Source organism: Planctomycetaceae bacterium (genome assembly GCA_039680605.1).
Lineage (GTDB): Bacteria > Planctomycetota > Phycisphaerae > SM23-33 > SM23-33 > JAJFUU01.
The window spans coordinates 1-19,975 of sequence record JBDKTA010000068.1 but is presented as its reverse complement, the minus strand read 5'-3'; the positions used below and the strand labels follow the sequence as shown (position 1 = coordinate 19,975).

General features: G+C 63.7%; 19 protein-coding genes. 14 read left to right on the top strand and 5 right to left on the bottom strand.

Translation table 11 applies throughout. From position 1 onward, the window contains the following. Entirely contained in the window at positions 1-1,314 is a 1,314-nt protein-coding gene (locus ABFD92_20220) for a hypothetical protein (protein MEN6506867.1), read from the bottom strand. A gap of 169 nt (positions 1,315-1,483) precedes the next feature. Between ABFD92_20220 and ABFD92_20215 the strand changes: the two genes are divergently transcribed. Continuing rightward, positions 1,484-2,317 (top strand): M90 family metallopeptidase, encoded by an 834-nt coding sequence (locus ABFD92_20215; GenBank protein ID MEN6506866.1) that lies wholly within the window; start codon positions 1,484-1,486, stop codon positions 2,315-2,317. Between the two features lie 100 nt (positions 2,318-2,417). Here the strand turns inward: ABFD92_20215 and ABFD92_20210 are convergent, their stop codons facing one another. Beyond that, on the bottom strand, positions 2,418-2,912 hold the full coding sequence (locus tag ABFD92_20210) for a thioredoxin family protein (GenBank protein ID MEN6506865.1): 495 nt from the start codon (positions 2,910-2,912) through the stop codon (positions 2,418-2,420). 173 nt (positions 2,913-3,085) lie between these two features. On the opposite strand from ABFD92_20210, the gene ABFD92_20205 reads away from it, so the two are divergent. Next, positions 3,086-3,466, top strand: a complete 381-nt coding sequence (locus ABFD92_20205; protein MEN6506864.1) for a DUF721 domain-containing protein — start codon at positions 3,086-3,088, stop codon at positions 3,464-3,466. A gap of 50 nt (positions 3,467-3,516) precedes the next feature. Here ABFD92_20205 and ABFD92_20200 read toward each other — a convergent pair whose 3' ends face one another. After that, complete coding sequence (locus ABFD92_20200; GenBank protein MEN6506863.1) at positions 3,517-4,467, bottom strand: carbon-nitrogen hydrolase family protein; 951 nt, start codon at positions 4,465-4,467, stop codon at positions 3,517-3,519. Positions 4,468-4,588: 121 nt separating this feature from the next. Beyond that, positions 4,589-7,306: a PQQ-binding-like beta-propeller repeat protein gene (locus ABFD92_20195; GenBank protein MEN6506862.1), complete on the bottom strand. Its 2,718-nt coding sequence runs from the start codon at positions 7,304-7,306 to the stop codon at positions 4,589-4,591. A 278-nt stretch (positions 7,307-7,584) separates the two neighbouring features. On the opposite strand from ABFD92_20195, the gene ABFD92_20190 reads away from it, so the two are divergent. The 3 genes from ABFD92_20190 (at position 7,585) to ABFD92_20180 (ending at position 9,983) form a co-directional block, all read left to right on the top strand. Next, positions 7,585-8,424 (top strand): hypothetical protein, encoded by an 840-nt coding sequence (locus tag ABFD92_20190; GenBank protein MEN6506861.1) that lies wholly within the window; start codon positions 7,585-7,587, stop codon positions 8,422-8,424. Positions 8,425-8,447: 23 nt separating this feature from the next. Beyond that, positions 8,448-9,161: a DUF4197 domain-containing protein gene (locus tag ABFD92_20185; protein ID MEN6506860.1), complete on the top strand. Its 714-nt coding sequence runs from the start codon at positions 8,448-8,450 to the stop codon at positions 9,159-9,161. Between the two features lie 66 nt (positions 9,162-9,227). Then, entirely contained in the window at positions 9,228-9,983 is a 756-nt protein-coding gene (locus ABFD92_20180; protein ID MEN6506859.1) for a hypothetical protein, read from the top strand. 3 nt (positions 9,984-9,986) lie between these two features. Here ABFD92_20180 and ABFD92_20175 read toward each other — a convergent pair whose 3' ends face one another. Next, positions 9,987-11,624: a hypothetical protein gene (locus tag ABFD92_20175; GenBank protein MEN6506858.1), complete on the bottom strand. Its 1,638-nt coding sequence runs from the start codon at positions 11,622-11,624 to the stop codon at positions 9,987-9,989. A gap of 123 nt (positions 11,625-11,747) precedes the next feature. On the opposite strand from ABFD92_20175, the gene ABFD92_20170 reads away from it, so the two are divergent. From ABFD92_20170 to ABFD92_20130, 9 genes are all read left to right on the top strand, one after another. After that, positions 11,748-12,830: a hypothetical protein gene (locus ABFD92_20170; GenBank protein ID MEN6506857.1), complete on the top strand. Its 1,083-nt coding sequence runs from the start codon at positions 11,748-11,750 to the stop codon at positions 12,828-12,830. Between the two features lie 82 nt (positions 12,831-12,912). Further along, a complete protein-coding gene (locus ABFD92_20165) occupies positions 12,913-13,329 on the top strand; it encodes a GxxExxY protein (GenBank protein MEN6506856.1) in 417 nt (138 codons plus the stop codon). An 81-nt stretch (positions 13,330-13,410) separates the two neighbouring features. After that, positions 13,411-14,529: a Gfo/Idh/MocA family oxidoreductase gene (locus tag ABFD92_20160; GenBank protein ID MEN6506855.1), complete on the top strand. Its 1,119-nt coding sequence runs from the start codon at positions 13,411-13,413 to the stop codon at positions 14,527-14,529. Between the two features lie 165 nt (positions 14,530-14,694). Further along, positions 14,695-15,546, top strand: coding sequence for a TIGR00282 family metallophosphoesterase (locus ABFD92_20155; protein MEN6506854.1), 852 nt, complete (start codon positions 14,695-14,697; stop codon positions 15,544-15,546). Between the two features lie 201 nt (positions 15,547-15,747). Further along, the gene (locus ABFD92_20150) at positions 15,748-16,245 is read left to right on the top strand and encodes a 3-hydroxyacyl-ACP dehydratase FabZ family protein (protein MEN6506853.1); all 498 of its coding nucleotides are present in this window, start codon (positions 15,748-15,750) and stop codon (positions 16,243-16,245) included. 128 nt (positions 16,246-16,373) lie between these two features. Next, positions 16,374-16,754, top strand: a complete 381-nt coding sequence (locus ABFD92_20145; GenBank protein ID MEN6506852.1) for an acyl carrier protein — start codon at positions 16,374-16,376, stop codon at positions 16,752-16,754. A gap of 38 nt (positions 16,755-16,792) precedes the next feature. Next, positions 16,793-17,269 (top strand): beta-hydroxyacyl-ACP dehydratase, encoded by a 477-nt coding sequence (locus tag ABFD92_20140; GenBank protein MEN6506851.1) that lies wholly within the window; start codon positions 16,793-16,795, stop codon positions 17,267-17,269. Further along, on the top strand, positions 17,262-18,572 hold the full coding sequence (locus ABFD92_20135; protein MEN6506850.1) for a beta-ketoacyl-[acyl-carrier-protein] synthase family protein: 1,311 nt from the start codon (positions 17,262-17,264) through the stop codon (positions 18,570-18,572). The genes ABFD92_20140 and ABFD92_20135 overlap by 8 nt, the downstream gene beginning before the upstream one ends. Further along, positions 18,569-19,855 carry a beta-ketoacyl-[acyl-carrier-protein] synthase family protein gene (locus ABFD92_20130; GenBank protein ID MEN6506849.1) on the top strand — a complete coding sequence of 429 codons (1,287 nt, stop codon included), beginning with the start codon at positions 18,569-18,571 and terminating at the stop codon, positions 19,853-19,855. Before ABFD92_20135 ends, ABFD92_20130 begins: the two co-directional genes overlap by 4 nt. Positions 19,856-19,975 lie beyond the last annotated feature (120 nt).

Sequence of the window (19,975 nt, the reverse complement as noted above, 5' to 3'; positions counted from 1 at the left end):
TTACGGCATCGCGGGGCGCTTGGGGTTCCCGGCGTCGGCCGGTTGCGAGGAACTAGGCTGACTTTCACCCGCCGCGCCGGGCTGTGCGCGGCCAGGCCCTGTCGGCGGAAGCACCGGGACCGCATTGGGGTTGATCGCGTCAGCGCCGGGCGCGCCGGCATCGCCGCCGGCGGGGGCGGCCCCGGGCGAATACTGCCCGCCCAGCGGCGAGGGATACTGGCCGATCGTCTGGGCGGTCGCTCGCGACAGGGCCAGCAGCGCCCAGCAGGTCGCCACCGTCGAGGAGTGCTGCCCGCTCCAGGACCCGTCGGCGGCCTGAGCCTTGATCAGCGTCTGCGCGACCTGCGGGTACCATTCCTTGCCCCCCAGCGACTCCACGCGCGTCAGTGTGCATGCGCGTTCGAGCCCGTAGAGGTAATAGGTCTCCAGTTCGCCCGTCGCCAGGCCCTTGGCGTTGAACCAGGCAAACCCCCGCTTGATCAGGTCGATGGGGTTGGCGTTGTTGGCTCGCACGTCGCGCCGCACGATCACTGTGCCGCTCTTGGGCAGGTTCGCCCCGCCGCTGCGATAGGTCTTGGCGTTGGGATTGCTGCCGGCCGTCGCCGCCAGACTGAGCTGGCAGATCGCCAGCGAGCTGATCCCCGCTGCCACCATCGAATGCCGCTGCTCATTGGCCCCGGCGGAGTAAACCCATCCGCCGTCGCGCTGGTGAAGATTGCTGACGTACATGCGGGCGTTGTCCCACACGGCCGCGGGAACCGGAACCTTGTTGCGCTGGGCCGACCACAGCCCCAGCAGCGCGATCTGCGTGTTCGACAGGTCGCGATGACTGTCGACCGGGCCGTACCCCCAGCCGCCGTCGCCGCCCTGAAACCCCTGCAGCGCCGCGACCATGTTGGCCATCGCCCGGTAATGAGGATTAAGGCCCTTGTTGCCCTGGGCGGCCCAGACCGCATCCAGCGCCATCAGCGTCAGTCCGCAGTTGTAGACCGCCATCTTGTCCTTGGGGTCCTTGGCGTAGGCGTACTTCAGCAGCGGCGCCAGCGAGCGGCGGATGACCGGGTCGTTGGGCCCCACGCCGCTCTTGATCAGCGCCAGCACGCACACGGCAGTGTGCCCCGGTTGCGGCGAAAACTGCTCGCGCCCGAAGTCGCCCCCGATCTGCCGCGACGCAAGAAAATGCACGCCCTTCTTAACCGCCGCATTCACCGCCGTCTTGAGCTCGGCGTCCGACGGCGCCGCCGGCCCAGCGGCGATAGCGCTGGCACTGAAAGCCCCACTCAACAGCAAGATGAATGTCCGTGCGCATTTCATAGACGGGTTCCTCGAAGAGCTTGCCAAAATTATAGTGACCTGGCGGGAGAATGAAACAAACGCTCCGGGCGCACGTTAGCGGCGGCTTGCCTCGCGCGTCCCTCTTGACTGAAAAACCGCGTCGAGCAAGCCCGACCGCTGGCAAAAAACTGCTAAGATGTTCCGCCAAATGAACACCGACCTTCTCATCCTGATTCTCGTCGTCGCGTCGCTTCTGGCGGCGGGCGCCGCCTGGCCGCTGCTGCGCCGACGGCGGCGACACGTGCTCATGCGCCAGCCGTTCCCGCCGGAGTGGGTCGACATCCTCAACGCCAACCTGCCCGTCTATCGCGCAATGCCCTCACGCCTGAAAGCGACGCTTCACGGCCTGACGCACGTGCTGCTGGCTGAGAAGAACTTCGAAGGCTGCGGCGGGCTGACCCTCACGCACGAGATGCGCCTGACGATCGCCGCCCAGGCGGCGATGCTGCTGCTCAACGGGCGCGGGCGGTTCTTCCCCCGCTGCCAGTCGATCCTCGTCTACCCCGACGCGTACACCGCCCCCAGCCACGTGCCCGCCGCCGGCGGATTTGTCATTGAAGAAGAGGAGGATCGGCTCGGCGAGTCCTGGAGAAGCGGGGCCGTCGTCGTCAGCTGGGACTCGCTGCTGGCCGAGTCCCGCGACCGGCGATGGGGAAGCCTCGTGCTGCACGAGTTCGCCCACCAGCTCGACCAGGAGTGCGGCGAGGCCGAAGGTATCCCCGCGCTGGAGCCCGAGCAGGCGCGGCGATGGCAGGAAGTCTTCGGCCGCGAGTACCGCCGCCTGGTGCGAAAGGTCGAGCAGGATCGCGACGACGCCGTGCTCGACGAATATGGCGCGACAGACCCGGCCGAGTTCTTCGCCGTGGCGACCGAGACCTTCTTCACGCAGCCGCAGCAGCTCAAACGCGTCCACGATGAATTGTACCGCGAGCTGGCCCGTTTCTACCGCGTGGACCCAGCCGCCTGGGACTGGCAGAAGTAGCATGGGCATCTTGCCCATGAGTGGCACGGGCGTCTCGGCCGTGAGTAGCATGGCCGTCTCGGCCATGTCTGGCCAGTTTGCACGGGCAGGCCCGTGCAACTTAAGACCGCTTGCTCAGCAGCGTCTTGAGATGCTCGACATAGCTCTCGGCCCCGCCGGGCCTGTACCCGGTCCGCGCGATCACGCCGCCGTCGGGGCTCACCAGCAGGATGGTTGGGAATCCCCGCACGCCATACTGGCGGGACAATGATTCGTTCTGGCTCTTGATCGCCGCGGGCAGTTCCTTGCGCTTGGGGAAATCCAGCTTCACCAGGATGAGGTTCTCCCGCGCGTAGGCCTCGAAGGCGGGCTTTGAGAAGACCTCGTTATCGAGCTTGATGCACCAGCCGCACCAGTCGCTGCCGGTAAAATCCACGAGCATCGGCTTGCCCGAAGCCGCGGCGGCGGCCTTGGCCGCTTCGAAATCCTCCAACCACGGCAGATTACTCGAAGCGCCCTGCGGTCCGGGCCTGTTGCAGCCGCGATAGGCCAAACCCGCGCCTCCGATAACCAACGCCAACACGATCAGCTTGAGCCCCGCGCGGTCGTTCTTCATGGCAGGTCCTTTCGTATGCATTCTAGCATTCAGCCCGCCGCCAGGCTGGCGGAAGAAGCACGTGCCAATATTCCTGAAGTTTTTGGATTGATAACGGCGATGGTTCGAAATAGAGTTCTGGCACTATTCCTGTCGCGAGCGGCCGCCACGGACGGCGACATGGGACTGCGAACATGGACGATTCACAACTGCGAACAGTCTGGCAGCAGCGCCAAAAGCAAGACCGCGCCGTCGCTCTGGCCGAGCCTCTGGCGACGCTCATGAAACGCACGCTCTCCAAGCGATATTCGCAGTTCGGCGCCCTGGCCAGGCTGTGGGACGAGATGATCCCGCAGTCCATCGCCGAACACACCGCCCTGGAAAGCTTCAGCCGCGGCGTGCTGACGGTGATGGTCGACTCGGCCGCCCACCGCTTCCAACTCCAAACGCTGCTGTCGGGCGGCGTGACCAAGGCCATCCAGTCCCGATTCGGCGGCGCCCTGAACAAGATCCGCCTGATCCCCGGACAGTTCTTCAGCCTCGACGACGCCGGACAACAGCGGTATCAGTTCTAAAAGCAGTGGTGAGTGGTGAGTGGTGAGACTCACAACACACAACTCTCTCTTTACGGCCGCGGGGTCTGGGCCTTGGGTTTGAGCACCAATCGCGTGCGATAGATTTCCCAGTTGGCGGCCGCCGCGAGATTCACCGTCGCCACGCCGTAGCCTTCCTCGCCCGGAGGCAGCACGACCATCGGCACGCCGCCGGCGGCGCAGATGTTGCTGGTGCCGGAAAGGTTCTCCGCAGCCCCGTTGCAGCAGACGACAGGCATGTTGTGCGCGGTGGCGTACGACGACGCGGTGGGCACGCGGTCGAAGTTGCCCATCACCGGATCGCCCACGGCCGCGTTGCACCAGACGAGCATCTCGGCCCCGGCCAGGCGCAGGGCGCGGATGGTCTCGGGGAAGGAGCCGTCGAAGCAGTTGGTCACGCCGATGGTGGCGGCCTTCGTTTTGAAGACCGACACGCGGTCGGCCTTGGGCGGCTCGTCGAAGACCTTGGTCTCGAAGTCCCACGGGAACAGCGGATTCTTGCGGTGCGAGCCCAGCCATTTGCCGTCAGCGTCGATGACGCCGATGGAGTTGAAGACCTTCTTGCCCCCCGATGCTTTCTCGGAGAAGCCAAAGACCAGCACCATCCCAGCCGCGCGGGCGGCCTTGCGCAACTGGGCGATCTGCGACGAGGTCGCCGCGTCGTCGGCAAGGTTTCGCCCAGCCGCGCGGGCCTTGTCGGCGTCGCCGTTGACCCAGGTGAAGTATCCCTGAAGGCACATTTCGGGGCAGGCCAGCAGCTTCACGCCCCGCTTGGCCAGCGCGGCCACGGCGCGGCAGATGCGCTCGGTGTTGGCTTGCTTGCCTTTTTCGCCGTCGCAGTGGTTGGCCATCTGGTACATGCCGGCTACGATCCCGCGCTGGCCGTCTTTGCCGACAGCCTTGGCTGACGCCTCGCGCGTCTGCTGTGCGAACGTCTTAAAGTTCTCCAGAAACGCTGGGGCGATATCACGAAACGTCTTCACGATAGTCCTCATCTCTATGCTAAGGAAGTAACCCCGCTGCTGCAATCCGCTCTGAGTAGCCTAAAAAATAGCCTATTCCTTCAGCCGCTAGCCAATTAATTTTCCTGAACAGTCAGAGCGGCTATTTGACGGGTATCAAGCCTAGCGATGTCTGCACCTGGTAGGGGCACGTGCAGCCACTGGAGCCTTCGGGGATCAGCACCAGTCCGCCGGCGGGGATGATGTTAATCCAGCAGCCCGGGCGCGTGACGGACGTCAGGCGCTGCGTCTGGCCGGTTTTCAGGTCGGCCACGGCCGGGTTGAACAGGCGGAAATATGCGCCCGTAGCGGACATGGCGTACGCGCCGCAGCCGCGCTTTTCCTGGCCCCACTGGATCGGCAGGGCCTTGCCGGTCCGAAGGTCATACGCGCCGGGATTGATATACACCACGTCGCCGACGATCGAGGGGCGGAAGGCGTTCTCGCCGTGCGAAGCCCCCACGCCCTCGGCGCCGGCGGCGGTGTGTACGGCCTTCCACATCGCTTTGCCGGTGGCGGCCTCGAAGGCGTACAGATCGTGGCGCAGGATGGCGCCCTTGTCGCCGACCTTCTCCGTGCGCGACCCGCACGCCACCGCCACCCCGCGCGAGACGCTGAGGTACAGCATGTGCTCGACGGTCTCGAGGCCGGCGGGCATGCGAAAGAGCTCGCGGCCGCTGCGCAGGTCCAGCGCGACCAGTTGCGAGCCTTTGCCCACGAGCACCTCCAGCGTGCTCTTGCTGTCGGGGGCTTGGCTGGAGGCGGGATTGGTGCTCTCGACGAAGAACACCCGTCCGCCGTCAATGGCGATGGCGGCGTTGACGATGGCGCCCGAGGGCGGCGTGTACGTCCAGGCCCGCTTGCCGCTGGAGCGGTCGAAGGCGAAGAGGTTCGTGCTGGTTACCAGGGGCCGCCCGCCGTCGTACGCCCAGTGCCAACTGTTCTGATCCTGCACGCGGCGGTGCGCGCCGCTGCGCGAGGCGCTGCCGATGAGCATGTCGTCCACGCTGGCGACGTAGCCCCATTCGCACTTGGCGCCGTCGGCGGCGGCGTCGAAGGTGCGGCGGACCTCGCCGCTGCGGGCGTCGAGCGCCAGGCACTGCCCGCCGGCCGAGACGTAGAGCACGTCGTCGCGAGCGGCCATGTTGCCGCTGTCGCGCGTGGCGTCCATGCGGGCCGAGGCGGGCAGGGGCTTCTGCCAGCGCAGCGTGCCGTTGTAGGCGTCGAGGCAGTAGAGGTAGTCGTAACCCGACACGTACAGCACGCCGTTGGCCCAGACCGGCGCCGCGCCGCGGTTGTGGCGGTCGACCATCTCGCGCGGGCCCGGCGCCCCGAACCACTGCAGGGCCAGCGGACCGCTGACCAGTTCGTCGCCGCTGCAGGTGCTGTTGCCCGGGTCGGCGTAAGAGTGCGACCACGTTCCGCCGCCCTTGAGCGCACCGCGGCGAATCACCTCGTCGAGCGACTTGCCCAGCATCGCGACGCCCCCGCAGGGTCGCAGGACTCGATTGAGTTCCTCGCGATTTGCCTCCAGGGCCTTGCCCTGCAGCAATCCCTCGTGAACGATCACGTTGAACAGGTAGTCGCTGTATGGCAGCGTCTTGCCCTCCGCCGGCGCGCGATGCACGCTGACACGATGCGACAGTCCCGCCTCATCAACGGTCTTCTGCACCGCGGCGGACGCCTCGTCGGTGGTAGTCCAGCACACGACCTGGAACTGCGAACCCCCCGCAATCGCGCAGGCGAGCTTCCCGTCCCGCGCATCCGTCACCAGCGCATACCCCCGGTCGATATCCGCGATCTTCAGTATCTTCGCGCCCAGTTCAGCGAATCTGGCCTCAACCGCTTGCGGTTTGGCGTTCGTACGCAGCCCCGCCTGCGCCTTGCCCGCGCCAAAGCAGTAGACCTTTCCCGCATCCGTGCTGACCAGCAACCGCCCGCTGTCGATCGCCAGACCGTACGCTCTTCCCTCGACCTTTGCCTCCCAGACGATCCGGGGTTCGCCCTTGTTGTAGTCGGGTGGAACGAACGCCGCCACTTCGCCATCCCCGCCGGCGACATGGATGTTCTTGCAGGCGATCAACCCGCAGCGGTATTTGCGGGCGATGATAGAATTGAAAATCAGCCCGCCTGCTTTGGGCGCTGCGCCCAGTGGCCCCAGCACGGCCATCTTCGGCACGGCGCCGGTCTGTGCCTGAGCCGCCCCGCCGCCGTTATGCAGGTACCCCTGCGCCGAATCGTCGATCTTTTTGCTCGCCAGCAGCTTGCCCGTCTGAACGTCCAGGCAGCAGTAATACGCGCCGTACATCGGAAAGATGCCCGCGCAGAAGTACGCCTTGCCGCCCTGCACCAGGCCGCCCGCCCGCACCGGCCAGGCGCTGGTGATGCGACCGGTGCCGCCGATGCGCCGGTCGCGATCCGTCAGGCGCGTCTTCCACTTCAGCCGCCCGTCGGCAAAGGCAACGCTGTACACGCATCCGTCATCGCTGCCGAAGATCACGCTGTCGCCCTCAACCGTCGGCGCCAGGCGCACCGGGCCTTCGGTGGCAAACGTCCACACGATTTTGCCGTCGGCGGCATCAAGGCAGTACACCTTGCCCTCGGCCGACGAGCCAAACAGCACCCGCCCGCGCGACGCGACGATCTGGTCCACCACGTCGAATGTGACCATCGGCTTGAGATTACGGCGGTTGTGATAGTAGTCGTGATGGGCAGGCCCGGGCCAACTTGGCTCCGGAGGCCGCGACTGGTGTACCCACTGCAACTGCAGCGGCATGGCCAGTGTCTCATCGCACGCCCCGCTGCGCGCGGGGTTCTGCATGTAGGTGGGCCAATCCGCCCTCGCAGCCGCAACCGGCAGCATCAATAAGCCGATGAGGATCAGCCGTGCAGCCGCTGCCTTATATGTTGGTGACGAAGTATCCGGCATGGTGTTCTCATCAGTACAACCCTCCCGTCCCCCCGCCGCTTCGTAATATGTTCCCGTTATCCGATCCGCACGCGAGGCAAGAGAACAATCTCATTGGTTATATCTTGACTCGCAGCGCTGCCGGACTATCATCGCACATGTTCTCTCGACCCAATTGAAAGGCGCAAATCATGAAGAAGACCGTCAAGCGAACCATTCTGGCAATCGTGGCTTTGATTGTTCTGAGTGTCGGCGGCTTGTGGGCCATGATCGACACGCTGGCCAAGAGCGGCATCGAGCAGGGCGGAAAATATGCCCTGGGCGTCGATACGGCCGTCAAGGACGTCAACATCAGCCTGCTCAACGGCAGCACAAGGATCGACCAGCTCAAAATCGCCAACCCCCAGGGCTTCAAGAGCCCGCACCTGATCAACACCGGCTTGTTCAGCATGGAAGTGCAGCCTTCCAGCGTGATCGGCAGCCCGGTCCAGATTTCGTCGCTGGTGCTCGACGGGCTGGACGTCAACATCGAAATGGCGGGCGGCAAGAACAATATCTCGGTAATCCTCGACCACGTCAAACAGCTCGGCGGTGGCGCCAACAAGCAGCAGCCCGACGACAAGAGCCCGGGTAAGAAGATCAAGGTCGACATGCTGGTGATTCGAAACGTCGTGGCGAACTTTTACCTGGGCGCCGGTGCGCCGCTGACGGTCAAAGTCCCGGCCATCGAACTCAAGAATCTTTCCAGCGACGGTCCGGATGGAGCGACCATCGGCACGCTGATCAGCAGGATCTTTCCTGCCGTCATCGCTGCCGTGGCGGAAAAAGGGAAAGGCGCCATCCCCGGCGACCTGACCAGGATACTCAACCACGACGCCACTGCCGCCGCCAACGCCATGGGCGAGCAGGCCGGCAAGATGCTCCAGCAGGCTTCCGGTGATGCGGCAGCCCAGATCAAGAGCGGCGCCGAAAAGGCGACGCAGGATATCAACAAGAGCCTGGGCGACCTGTTTGGCTCGCCAAAGAAATAACTCCGGAATAAGGAGCGCGTGCAGTGAGAACGACTGTTCCGATCATTGTGGCCGCCGTGGCTGCCCTCTTGACGGGCGGCTGCAACTCCGATTTCGATTCGATGCTCGGCGCCATGGGCATGCCCCTGGACGATAACACGATTGCCCGCGGCTTGGGCGAAGCGTTGAAGGTCGGCACGGAAAACGCCGTGGCCAAGACCTCCACCCCGGGGGGCTATTTCAGCAGCGCGCTGCTCAAGATCACCGTGCCCTCGCAGTTTGACAAAGCAGCCGCTACGTTGCGCAAAGTCGGGCTGGGCGGTCAGGTAGATGCCTTTGAGCGGCAGATGAACGCTGCCGCCGAACACGCCGCAACGCAGGCCGGTCCGGTCTTCATCGACGCCATCAAAGAGATGAGCTTTGACGACGCCCGTCTGATCCTCACCGGCGGCAGTAAGACGGCGGCCACCGATTATTTCAGGCAGAGGACCTCGGCCCGCCTCAAGAGCCTGTACATGCCGATCGTGTCCGACCAGATGGGGCGCCTGGGCGTCGTCAAGGGCTGGAACGACCTGGTCGGACGGTATAACGCCATCCCGCTGTCAGCCAAACCGCAACTGCCGGGCATCGAAGATTACGTGACCAGCCGGGCCCTGGAGGGCTTGTTCAAAGTGGTCGCCCAGGAAGAGCAAAGCATCCGCGAAGACCCGGCGGCCCGTACCACGGCTCTGCTCAAGCGCGTCTTCGCACAACAGTAAAGCGGCCCTCGCGACGACGAATGGTTCTGTGGTCGAGGGCTTTGTCGCCTAGTCACGGTGAACCTCATGAATCCGGCAAGGGAGATACGTGCCCGAATAGATCGCATTCCTGAACTGCGGCGCAAGAATAGCGAACTCCTATTGCCTTCAGCGCAGGCCAGGGAGCTTATTGAACACGTGAGGGGGGCTTTGTCTGCCATGGAGGAGGCTGGGGCGATTGATTCTTCGATTCTCTCCTATGAGGATGTGGTGGAATGGCTCAAGGGCCTGCCGTTGGGGGACTGCGAAAGTCTCATCATACTCTGGGCGGCAGGCAATACGGGCCTGCGGTTGCCTGCGCACGAGATGCCGAGGCTCTACGGGGAGCTTTGGCGAGCGGGAGAAGAGGTCTGGATATGCAGCGATACGCAACGATGGGTGATTGAACTGGGCGGCAACGCCACGCTGCGTTTCTGGTCAGTACAACCAGTTGCTCGTGAACCGGCTTGGAATAAGATGCGGTCTCGGATCATGTACGTGGAGGTGAAGTCCGGGCAGAATGACTGCGGGGCTGCGTGGATAGGACGTGTGCGATTTTCCAGGACCGGCAGGATGCTCTACTACCGCGGCAAGCGGTTCCAGAGCCTCAAGGGCCAGGGAAACTATGCGAACTATCGCGATGTTGAGACCGGCGACGAGTATTGGATTTCCGGCTGCAAAAAGAACGGGCAGGATCGCCACTGGGCCGGCGGCGGGCCCGTGCATATTGACGACGACGTGCGCGAAGAGTACTGGACGCGGATCCGACGCCGTCCCGCCGACAAGCACCAGCGAGTGATTTAGCGGTCACTGTCTTGGTTTGAAGGTCTTCGAGTCGATCGGTTTTCCGTCGATGCCGATAGCGGTCATCTCCATTGAGCCGTCCTTGAGTTCGAACTGCACGAACGACGTGACTCGGATCCACTTGGCGGTCTTGGTGAACTCGTTGGGCGAACCCTGGCAGTAGGTCTTGGCCCCGCCGGCGCCGACGATGATGCACGTGACGCCCTTGTCGGGCGTGGGCTCGATGCGTTCGTAGTTGTAGTCGTACGCCGAGACCAGGGCGGTGGCTTTGTACTTGCCCAGCATCGGCAGGATCAGCTCACGGCACTGCTTGATCGGCGGAAACGTGCGCTCGCCGGCCCCGCCGTGCGGGCTGCTCTGGTAACCGTCGGTGTAGCCGGGAAAATGATCGAAGGCGATGATGTACTTTTCCTTGGCGCCCTGCAGCACCGACTCGAGCCACTTGGCGTTGTCGTTTCCGGCCTTCCATTCGTACGCCCCGTCGCAGCCGATCAGTCGCACGTCGCCGAAGGCGGCTGTCCAGTTCATCGGCTTGTCGTCGCCGGCGGTGCCGAAGGCCCGGAACACGCGGCCGATGTGGTCGCCGCCGTCGGGGCTCAGGTACGTCGGGACGGCCGAGATCAGCGGGCGGTACTGATTGAAGAAGAACGGCTCCCAGTGATAGTCCCACGTCGCCAGTTCGACGACCTGCCCGACATGCACAAAGATGTCGGGGTTGACCGCCAGCATGCCCGCGGCAAGCTTCGGCCCGCTCTCGACGGTGTACACGTGGCAGCGCGTGTTGCCCATGGCCACGAGCTTGAAGCCTTTGCCGTCGGGCGCGGGCAGCCGGGCGGCAAAAGGTCCGGCCTTGGCTTCATGCGCGCCGACGCGGCTGGTGACGCTATAGCTGAACTTTCGTGTACCGGCAGGCAGCGGGAGCTTGACCTGGTGATACAGTCCCACCGGCGAGGCGGCGGAAACTTCCGCTCCGGCGGGCTCGGTGGGCATTGCCGTAACAGTGACGGCCGCGGGCAACGCCGTGGCGCAGTTGACGGTTACGCCGTCTGGCCCGAGCATTCCCAGCAGCGGTCCGCCCAGGACGGCTGCCGGCTGGGGCGCGGCGGCGAGCAGTTGCAGCGGCTTGGTCGGGCAGGGGTTTTTCCCGGTCGCCAGCGACCAGAGCGTTCCCGAGACGGTCAGCGTGTTGGAGCCCTTGACCAGCAGGCCCGCCGGCTCGATGGGCAGAGCCGTGTAGACCATGGCCTCCTGCGGGCCGGTGATGTCCTTTCCGTTGATCTGCACCTTGGTGTAGGTCCACAGCGGGCTGGCGCCGCAGTTTCGGTCGCGAGCCTCTCGATGACCGGCCATCGCGAAGGCGCTGGCGATATACGCCGGCGACAGCGGGTTGGGCAGCTTCTCATCCACGTGCGCCAGCCACAGCCCCGCCACGGTCTGGGGATCGTCGATGGTGAAGGTCGCTTTTGCCATGAGCGTCTTGGCGGTCGGCGGCAGGGCGTCGATGAACGTGTTGCCCTCATCGATGCTGAACTGCCAGGTTGCCTTGATCGCCTGGGTCTTGATCTGCGAGGGCTCGTCGGCCGCCGCGAGGGATAATGAGAATGCCCCGAGCATTGCCATCGCTGCTATGCATGACTTCATGGTGGATGATCCTGTCGGTTAAGGTCTATCACTTCAACCCGGGCAGAGATTATATAGGGTCCATGGTCCCCGGTGCCATGACGGCTTTTCGCACCGCAAATATGCCGGGCTTATGAGGATGATATGAACCTTCTGTATAAGGATGATTGGGAGCGAACGAAGGATTTCTATCGCGCATGGTGGGCGCACGAAAACACCGGTCGCTGCGGGATGTGGGTAACGGGCGCTCGCGAGAAGCCCCTGCCCTGCCCGCCGGCCCCGCCGCGGCCCGACACGCCCGAGCAGCGCTGGACCGACCTGGACTATATCAGCGCCTGCGCGGAAAGCTGGATGGGCAGCACGTTCTTCGGCGGCGAGGCGTTTCCGGTCTGGTCGGCCGGGCATCCCGGGCACGAGAGCCTGCCCGCCCTGCTGGGCTGCCGGGTGGACCTGGACTGGAACACCGGCTGGGTGCAGCCGGTTCTGACCGGCGACACCCTTGACTGCACGCACCTGAAGCTCGACGAAAACAACCCGCGGTACGCGCACGTGCTGCGCCTCCAGGCCCGCGCGGTGGAAGAATCGGCGGGCAAGTGCATCCCCTCATTGGTGACGGCCTTGGGCGGCAGCGGCGACACGCTCGCCTGGCTGCGGGGCTCAGAGCCGCTGCTGTACGATCTGTTCGACCGCCCCGATGAAGTGCTGGCGGCAGAGATGTACCTGATGGACCTGTGGATCACGGTCTACAACCGCCTGTACGAGATGACGCACAAGGCGGCCGAGGGGACTACCACCTGGTACCCGCTGTGGGCGCCGGGCAAGTTCTACTCGCCGCAGAACGATTTTGCGTACATGATCTCGCCCGAGCACTACCGTAAGCTGTTCCTGCCGGGGATCATCAAGCAGCTTGAGACCCTCGACTACGCGATCTACCACGTCGACGGCGTGGGCAACTTCAACCACGTCGACGCGCTGCTGGAACTGCCGCGCCTGCAGGCCCTGCAGATCCTGCCCGGCGCCGGCAAGCCCAGCCCGCTGCATTACATGGACGTGCTCAAGAAAGTGCAGGCCGCAGGCAAGAACCTCGACATCTTCATCGGCCCCGACGAAGTGCAGCCGGCCCTGAAGGAACTCTCCGCCCGCGGCCTCTTCATTCATACCGGGTGCCGCACCGAAGCCGACGCCCGCGAACTGCTCAAGAAGGCCGAGCGGTGGTCCCACGAGTGAAGAACGGGAGTTACGTCCACGAATGTCACGAATGTCACGAATGGGAAAAGACAAAGAAACAAGAAGACAAGGAGCTGTGAAGATGGCAGACAATCTGAGCGACGATCTGCGGGACAATAGTTATGTGGCTCCTTCGGTCATTCACGGGACCTTGAGCTTCAAGATTGTGGGCTGTGCGCAGCGGGTTTATTCAAAGCTGGGACCGGGATTTCCCGAAGGGGTGTACCAGAAGGCTCTTTGCGTTGAACTGGCCAAGAAAGGGATTCCGTTTGTCTGTGAGAAATCGGCAGAGGTTCATTATGATGGCGTCTTATGCGGCGAGTTCAGGATGGATATTGTGGTGGACGAGAAGGTCGTGCTGGAGCTAAAGGCCTTGGATGCACTGCATCCTGCCCGCACAGCCCAGGCCTTGTCGTACCTCAAAGCCACGGGACTGAAGCTGGCGATCATCCTGAACTTCGGTGAAGAACGACTGAAGACCGAAAGAGTAGTGCGCTAACAAAGGATTGTTGTTATTCTTTCCCCATTCGTGTCATTCGTGACATTCGTGGACGTAACTCCCCGTTTTTGGAGAAAATGAATGAGCACACTTGAGAAGTTGAACGTCGCCGTCGTGGGGTCTTGCGGGCGCGGGGCCAGCTTTAAGGCCGCTTGCGACGCCACCGGCATCGTGCGCATTCATGCCATCTGCGACACCAATGCCCAGGCCCTGGACGAAAGCGCCAAGTGGTTCGGGGCGGCCGAGAAATACACCGACTACGACACCATGCTCGACAAGAGCGAACTCGACGCCGTCATCATCGGCACGCCGATGCAGTTTCACATCCCCCAGGCGCTGGCGGCCGTCAGGAAGGGGCTGCACGCGATCTCGGAAGTGCCCGCCGGCGTGAACATCGACGAATGCCGCCAGCTCGTCCAGGCCGTAAAAGAAAAAGGGGTCATCTACATGATGGCCGAGAACTACACGTATATGCAGCCCAACGTTATCGTGCGTGAACTGGTGGCGCGGGGGCTGTTCGGCACGCCGTACTACGGCGAGGGCGAGTACATCCACGAGCTCAAGGGGCTCAACGAGATCACCAAGTGGCGCCGCAAGTGGCAGACGGGCGTCAACGGCGTTACGTACGGAACGCACAGCCTGGGCCCGATCCTGCAGTGGATGCCCGGCGACCGCGTCGTGCGGGTCTGCTGCGCCGGTTCGGGGCATCACTACCGCGACCCGCGCGGCGATTTGTACGAGAACGAGGAATCGTCCGTCATGCTCTGCAAGATGCGCAGCGGCGGGCTGGTCAAGATCCGCGTGGACATGCTCAGCGACCGCCCGCACTCGATGACGAACTACCAGCTCCAGGGCACCGACGGCTGCTACGAATCGGCCCGCTCGCACGGCTACGGCGAGATCAACCGCATCTGGCTGCGCTCGCGTTGCAAGGAAGGCGAGTGGATGGACCTGGCCAAGCTGCAGGACGAGTTCCTGCCGGAGTTCTGGAAGGTCGGAATGGAGGCCGCCAACAAGGCCGGCCACGGCGGCGGCGACTATTTTGAGATTCTGGACTTCGTCGACGCCGTCACGGGCAAACGCCCCACGCCCATCGGCATCCACGAGTCGATGGACATGACGCTGCCGGGCCTGTTCAGCCAGCTCTCGATCGAGCAAGGCGGCGCCTGGCTCGACGTGCCGGACTCGCGCGAGTGGTGAACAGATTTCCAATTTCCAATTGACAATTTCCAATTTAACAACAGAAAGCCGCTCAAGCGGGAGGCGCTTCTCTTCAAATTGGAAATTGAAAATTGGAAATTGGAAATGCCAATGTAGAATGTCTTCTACCTCTTGGCCCGCGTGGCCCTGGAAAGCGAACGTTAGATGCCTGTGAACGTGTTGTGTATCGGCGACGTTGTCGGCCGGGCGGGGCGGATGGTCCTGGCCGATCAGCTTGGGACGTTTATCAAGGAGCGGTCGGTTGACCTGGTGGTCTGCAACGCCGAGAACGCCGCCGGCGGCAGCGGGCTTACGCCGCAGATCTTCGAGAAACTCCAGCGTTACGGCGTCGACGCGGTAACCATGGGCGACCACGTCTACCGCCGCAAGGAAATCATCCCCCTGCTGGAGAAGTCCGACCGCATCGTACGCCCGGCAAACCTGTCAGTGCAGGCGGCCGGCAAGCGGTGGACAGTCGTGCCGATTAAATCCGGCCAATACCGCGCGGGCGTCGCCTGCGTGCTGGGGCAGATGTACATGGGCGCCAACGATTCGCCCTGGGCGGCGGTGGACCGCTGCATGGACGAGATGGGCTCAGAGGTCAGGATCCGCATTGTGGACTTTCACGCCGAGGCATCGAGCGAGAAGATCGCCATGGGCTGGCACCTGGACGGGCGAGCCAGCCTCGTCTTCGGTACGCACACGCACATCCCCACGGCAGACGCCCGCGTGCTGCCCGGCGGCACGGCGTTCATATCGGACGTCGGCATGACCGGCCCGTACGAGGGCGTGCTGGGGCGGCGCAAAGACCGCGTGCTCTCGTCGCTGCGGACGAACATGCCGGCGCCCTACGACGTGACGGCAGGCGACCCGCGCATGTGCGGCGTGCTGGCGTCGATCGACCCGATGACGGGCAAAGCCCTCAGCGTCGAGCGCGTCGAAGTGCAGGGAAAGATGGCCGAGGGCGGCTCATACGATGAAGACGACGCCAACCCGGGACAGCGGCATCGCAAATAGCGACATATCTTGAATCCGAAACCAACAAAGTCCCGGGTGCCATGGCGGCCGTTTCTCAGCCGCCATGCTTGCCCAGAAGTGTCCGGGGCATGGCGGCTGAAAGACGGCCGCCATGGCACCCACGTAAAAAAGGCTTGCATTGGGTCTCTTGAACGACTAAAACCCCGCAATCTTTGGCCAGGTGGGGGATGAGGCTACGCCATGAAGTTTCAGCTTGTGGACAAAATTGAGTCGATCGTGCCGGGCAAGAAGATCGTCACGACCAAGGTTCTCTCGCTGGCCGAGGAGTACCTGGCCGACCATTTCCCGATCTTTCCGGTCATGCCGGGCGTGCTGATGCTCGAATCGCTGACGCAGGCGGCGGCGTGGCTGGTGAGGCTGGAGCAGAAATTCTCCAAGAGCATCGTCGTTCTTTCCGTGGCCCGCAACGTGCGATACGCGAACTTTGTCGCCCCCGGACAGGTGCTGCGGTGCGAGGTGGAGCTTGTTTCCCTCGACGGCAACATCGCCAAGCTCAAGGGCAATGGGTTTGTCGGCGACAAACCGACGGTATCGGTTGTCCGCCTTGAACTGGAATGCTTCAACCTGGCCGACCGCGGACACCCCGCCGCCTCCGACCAGGAAATCATCGCCGGCCTCAAGCGAGAGTTTGATCTATGCGGAGGCCCTGCCGCCTTGGCGGCGGCTGCGGCGTGCTGACGGGCCTCGATACCGGCAGCATTGACTTTTGCGGCGAAAATCTCTATAGATAAGACCCGAGCCGCCGGAAGGTGGAACCTTTGGCGGCTGTATTCTAACCCGACGAAAGGCATCAAGGAGAACGCCTGATGACTGAAGCAGAAGTTTTCGAAAAGGTAAAAGAGACGCTGGTGGACGCCCTGGGCGTTGACGAAGAAGAAGTCACCCCCGAAGCGACCCTCACCGGAGACCTTGGCGCCGAGTCGATCGACTTTCTCGACATCGTCTTCCGCCTGGAGAAGGCCTTCGACATCAAGATCCCGCGCGGGGAGTTGTTCCCGGACAACATCCTGAACAACCCCGAGTACGTCCAGGACGGAAAGCTGACAGAGTCGGGCCTGACGCAGTTGAAAGAACGCATGCCCCATGCCGACTTCACCGACTTCCAGCAGGACCCCGACATCAACAAGATGACGAATTTGTTCCGCGTAAAAACGATCTGCAATTACGTTCGCACCAAGGTCGCCTGATCCGCAACCCGCCGAACCCGGACGATTGGGAGCATCGCATGCGTTGGTACTGGATTGACCGTCTCGTGGAGTTCGAGCCCGGCAAGCGGGCCGTCGGCCTCAAGAACGTCTCGCTGGCCGAAGACCACCTGCACGATCACTGGTCGGCATTCCCGATCATGCCCGTGTCGCTGATGATCGAGGGCACCGCCCAGACCGGCGGGCTGCTCGTCGGGCATGCCATGCATTTCAAGGAAAAGGTCGTCCTGGGCAAGATCTCCAAGGCCGAGTTCACCGACATCGTCGTGCCCGGCGACCAGTTGCTCTACGAGGTCAAGATCGACACGCTGGCCCCGGCGGCGGCGCTGACCAACGGCATCGTCTGGCGCAACGGAAAGCAGATCGGCGTCGTCGACCTGATGTATTCACACGTGGACCAGAACATGGCCGGGTTGAAGTTCCCCGAGGAGAATTTCGTGTTTACCGGACAGTTCCAACGGTTGATTCAGCCGTTCCTGGGAGCGGCAAATGCCTGATCGCCGCCTCGCCGTCACCGGAGCGGGAGTCGTTGCTCCCTCCGGCGTGGGCCTGGACGAGTTCTGGCAGGCCACGCTGGCGGGCAAGCTCTGCGTTGCCGCTATCGAAGGGTTCGACGCCACCGGCTTCCCCACCCACATCGGCGGCCAGCTCCGAGATTTCTCGGCCAAGAAGTTCGTTCCCAAAGACTATCGCAAATCCATCAAGGTGATGGCCCGCGACATCGAGATCGCCGTCGCCTGCGCCGACCTGGCCGTCCGCGACGCCGGCCTGGTCACGCCCGGAATGGAAGGGCAGACGCCTAACGTCGAGCCCAAGCGGCTCGGCTGCAACATCGGCGCCGGGCTCATGTGCGCGGAACTGCCTGAGTTGGGCACCGCCCTGGTCACCAGCCTCGTCGACGGGCGGTTCGACTACAAGACCTGGGGCACGGTCGGCATGAATAATCTCACGCCGCTGTGGCTGCTCAAGTACCTGCCCAACATGCTCTCCTGCCACACGACGATCATCCACAAGGCAGAAGGGCCCAGCAACAACATCACCTGCGGCGACGCCAGCGGGCACATGTCTGTCGGCGAGGCGGCCCAGTGGATCCTGCGCGGCGCCGCCGACGTGGTTATCGCCGGTTCGACCGAGAGCAAGCTCAACCCGATGGGCCTGCTCCGCCAGACGCTGATGCACCGCACCTGCACGACTCGCAACGACGCCCCCGCCACCGCCTGCCGACCCTTCGACGCCGCCCATGCCGGCTTTGCCATCGGCGAGGGCGGCGGGCTGCTGATTCTGGAAGATATGGCCCGAGCGACTGCACGCGGCGCGCGGATCCATGCCGAATTGGTCGGTTTTGCCGCCGCCTGCGACCCTCAGGGCATCAACCTCGAACGCCCCACCTGCGGCAATCTGGCCGCCGCCCTGCGCAACGCCCTTCGCACTGCCGGCATCGGTCCGCAGGACGTGGGGCTGGCCATCGCCCATGGAACCGCCGTGCCCGGCGAGGACCTGGTCGAGGCCGCCGCGTGGACGGAAGTATTCGCCGGCGTCGGAAAGCTTCCCGCCACCACCCTCACCGGCGCCGTCGGCTGCCTCTTCGCCGGCGCCAGCGGGATGGACATGATCCTGGCGTGCAAGGCATTGGCCGAGCAGGTCATTCCGCCGACGCCGAACTTCGAGCGCCCGGCGTGCGAAAGTGTGCTGGATTTCTCGCCCGCGCCGCGCCAGGGCAAGTTCGATTACGCAGTCACAAGCACCTTCACCGTCGGCGGTCAGTCGGCGGTGTGCGTGTTCAAGCGGTACCAGCCATGATGAAACGACGCGTCGTCATTACGGGAATGGGCACGGTCAACCCGCTGGCCCACACGGTCGAAGAAACCTGGCACAAGCTGCTGACGGTTCAAAAAGGCTTCTATCCCATCGAAATCTTCGACGCCAGCACCTTCCCCAGCAAGTTTGCCGCGCAGGTGCGCGGGTACGACTTCAGCACGCAGGTGCCCGACCCCGCCAGGCACGTCCACGCCGGCCGACATGCCCGATTCGCCCTCGGCGCCGCCTGCCAGGCGTGGAAAGCCGCCGCCCTCGAAGGCGACGCCTCCCTCGACCACGACCGCCTGGGCGTCTACCTCGGCAGCGGCGAGGGCAGCCTGGACTTCGAGAAGTTCGTCTCCTGCATCACCGATTCCTGGCGCGACAACGCGCTGGACCACAAGAGCTGGGCGAAGCTGGCCTTTGAGCGCATGGAGCTCTACCGCGAGGTCGAGCAGGAAGCCAACATGGTCGTCGCGCATCTCGCTGCCGAGTTCGACGCGCGCGGGCCGGCGTTCAACGTTTTGACCGCCTGCGCCGCAAGCACCCAGGCTATCGGCGAGGCCGCCTGCCAGATCCGCACCGGAATGGTCGATACCATCATCAGCGGCGGCGCCCACAGCATGATTCATCCGTTGGGCATCACCGGCTTCGTGCGCCTCACCGCCCTCTCCCGGCGCAACGACGCGATCGATACCGCCAGCCGCCCCTTCGACTCCACCCGCGACGGCTTCGTCATCGGCGAAGGCGCCACCATCATCATCCTTGAAGAGTACGAATCCGCCAAACGACGCGGCGCGCCCATGCTGGCCGAGATCATCGGTTACGGCTCCTCCGCCGACGCCTTCCGCATCACCGACCAGGACCCCGAGGGCGACGGCGCCGCCACGGCCATGACCGCCGCGCTGGCCGACGCCGGACTCAAACCCGAGGATATCGGCTATATCTCCGCCCACGGCACCGGAACCAAGCAGAACGACGAGGTCGAGACCAAGGCCATCAAGCGAGCCTTCGGCCAGTACGCTCCCAAGGTGCCTGTCTCGTCGGTCAAGAGCATGCTCGGGCACCTGATCGCCGCCGCAGGGGCGACCGAACTGCTGACGTGCGTGCTGGCGCTGCGCGACCAGATATTGCCCCCCACCGCCAACCTGCACAGCCCCGACCCCGACTGCGATCTGGACTACATCCCCAACGCCCCGCGCAAAGCCGACGTCAAGTACATCATGAGCAACTCGATGGGCTTCGGCGGACAGAACAACTCCATCATCATCTCCAAGCCCCGCTAACCCAACTTCCGCAGTTATAGATTTATGCAGATTATTTTCGGTCGATTTGTGCAGGAATGGCGGTGCAATGGCGGCATTCTGCTACCCCAAAGGGTCTTTTCACTTGTTTTGGATCCGATC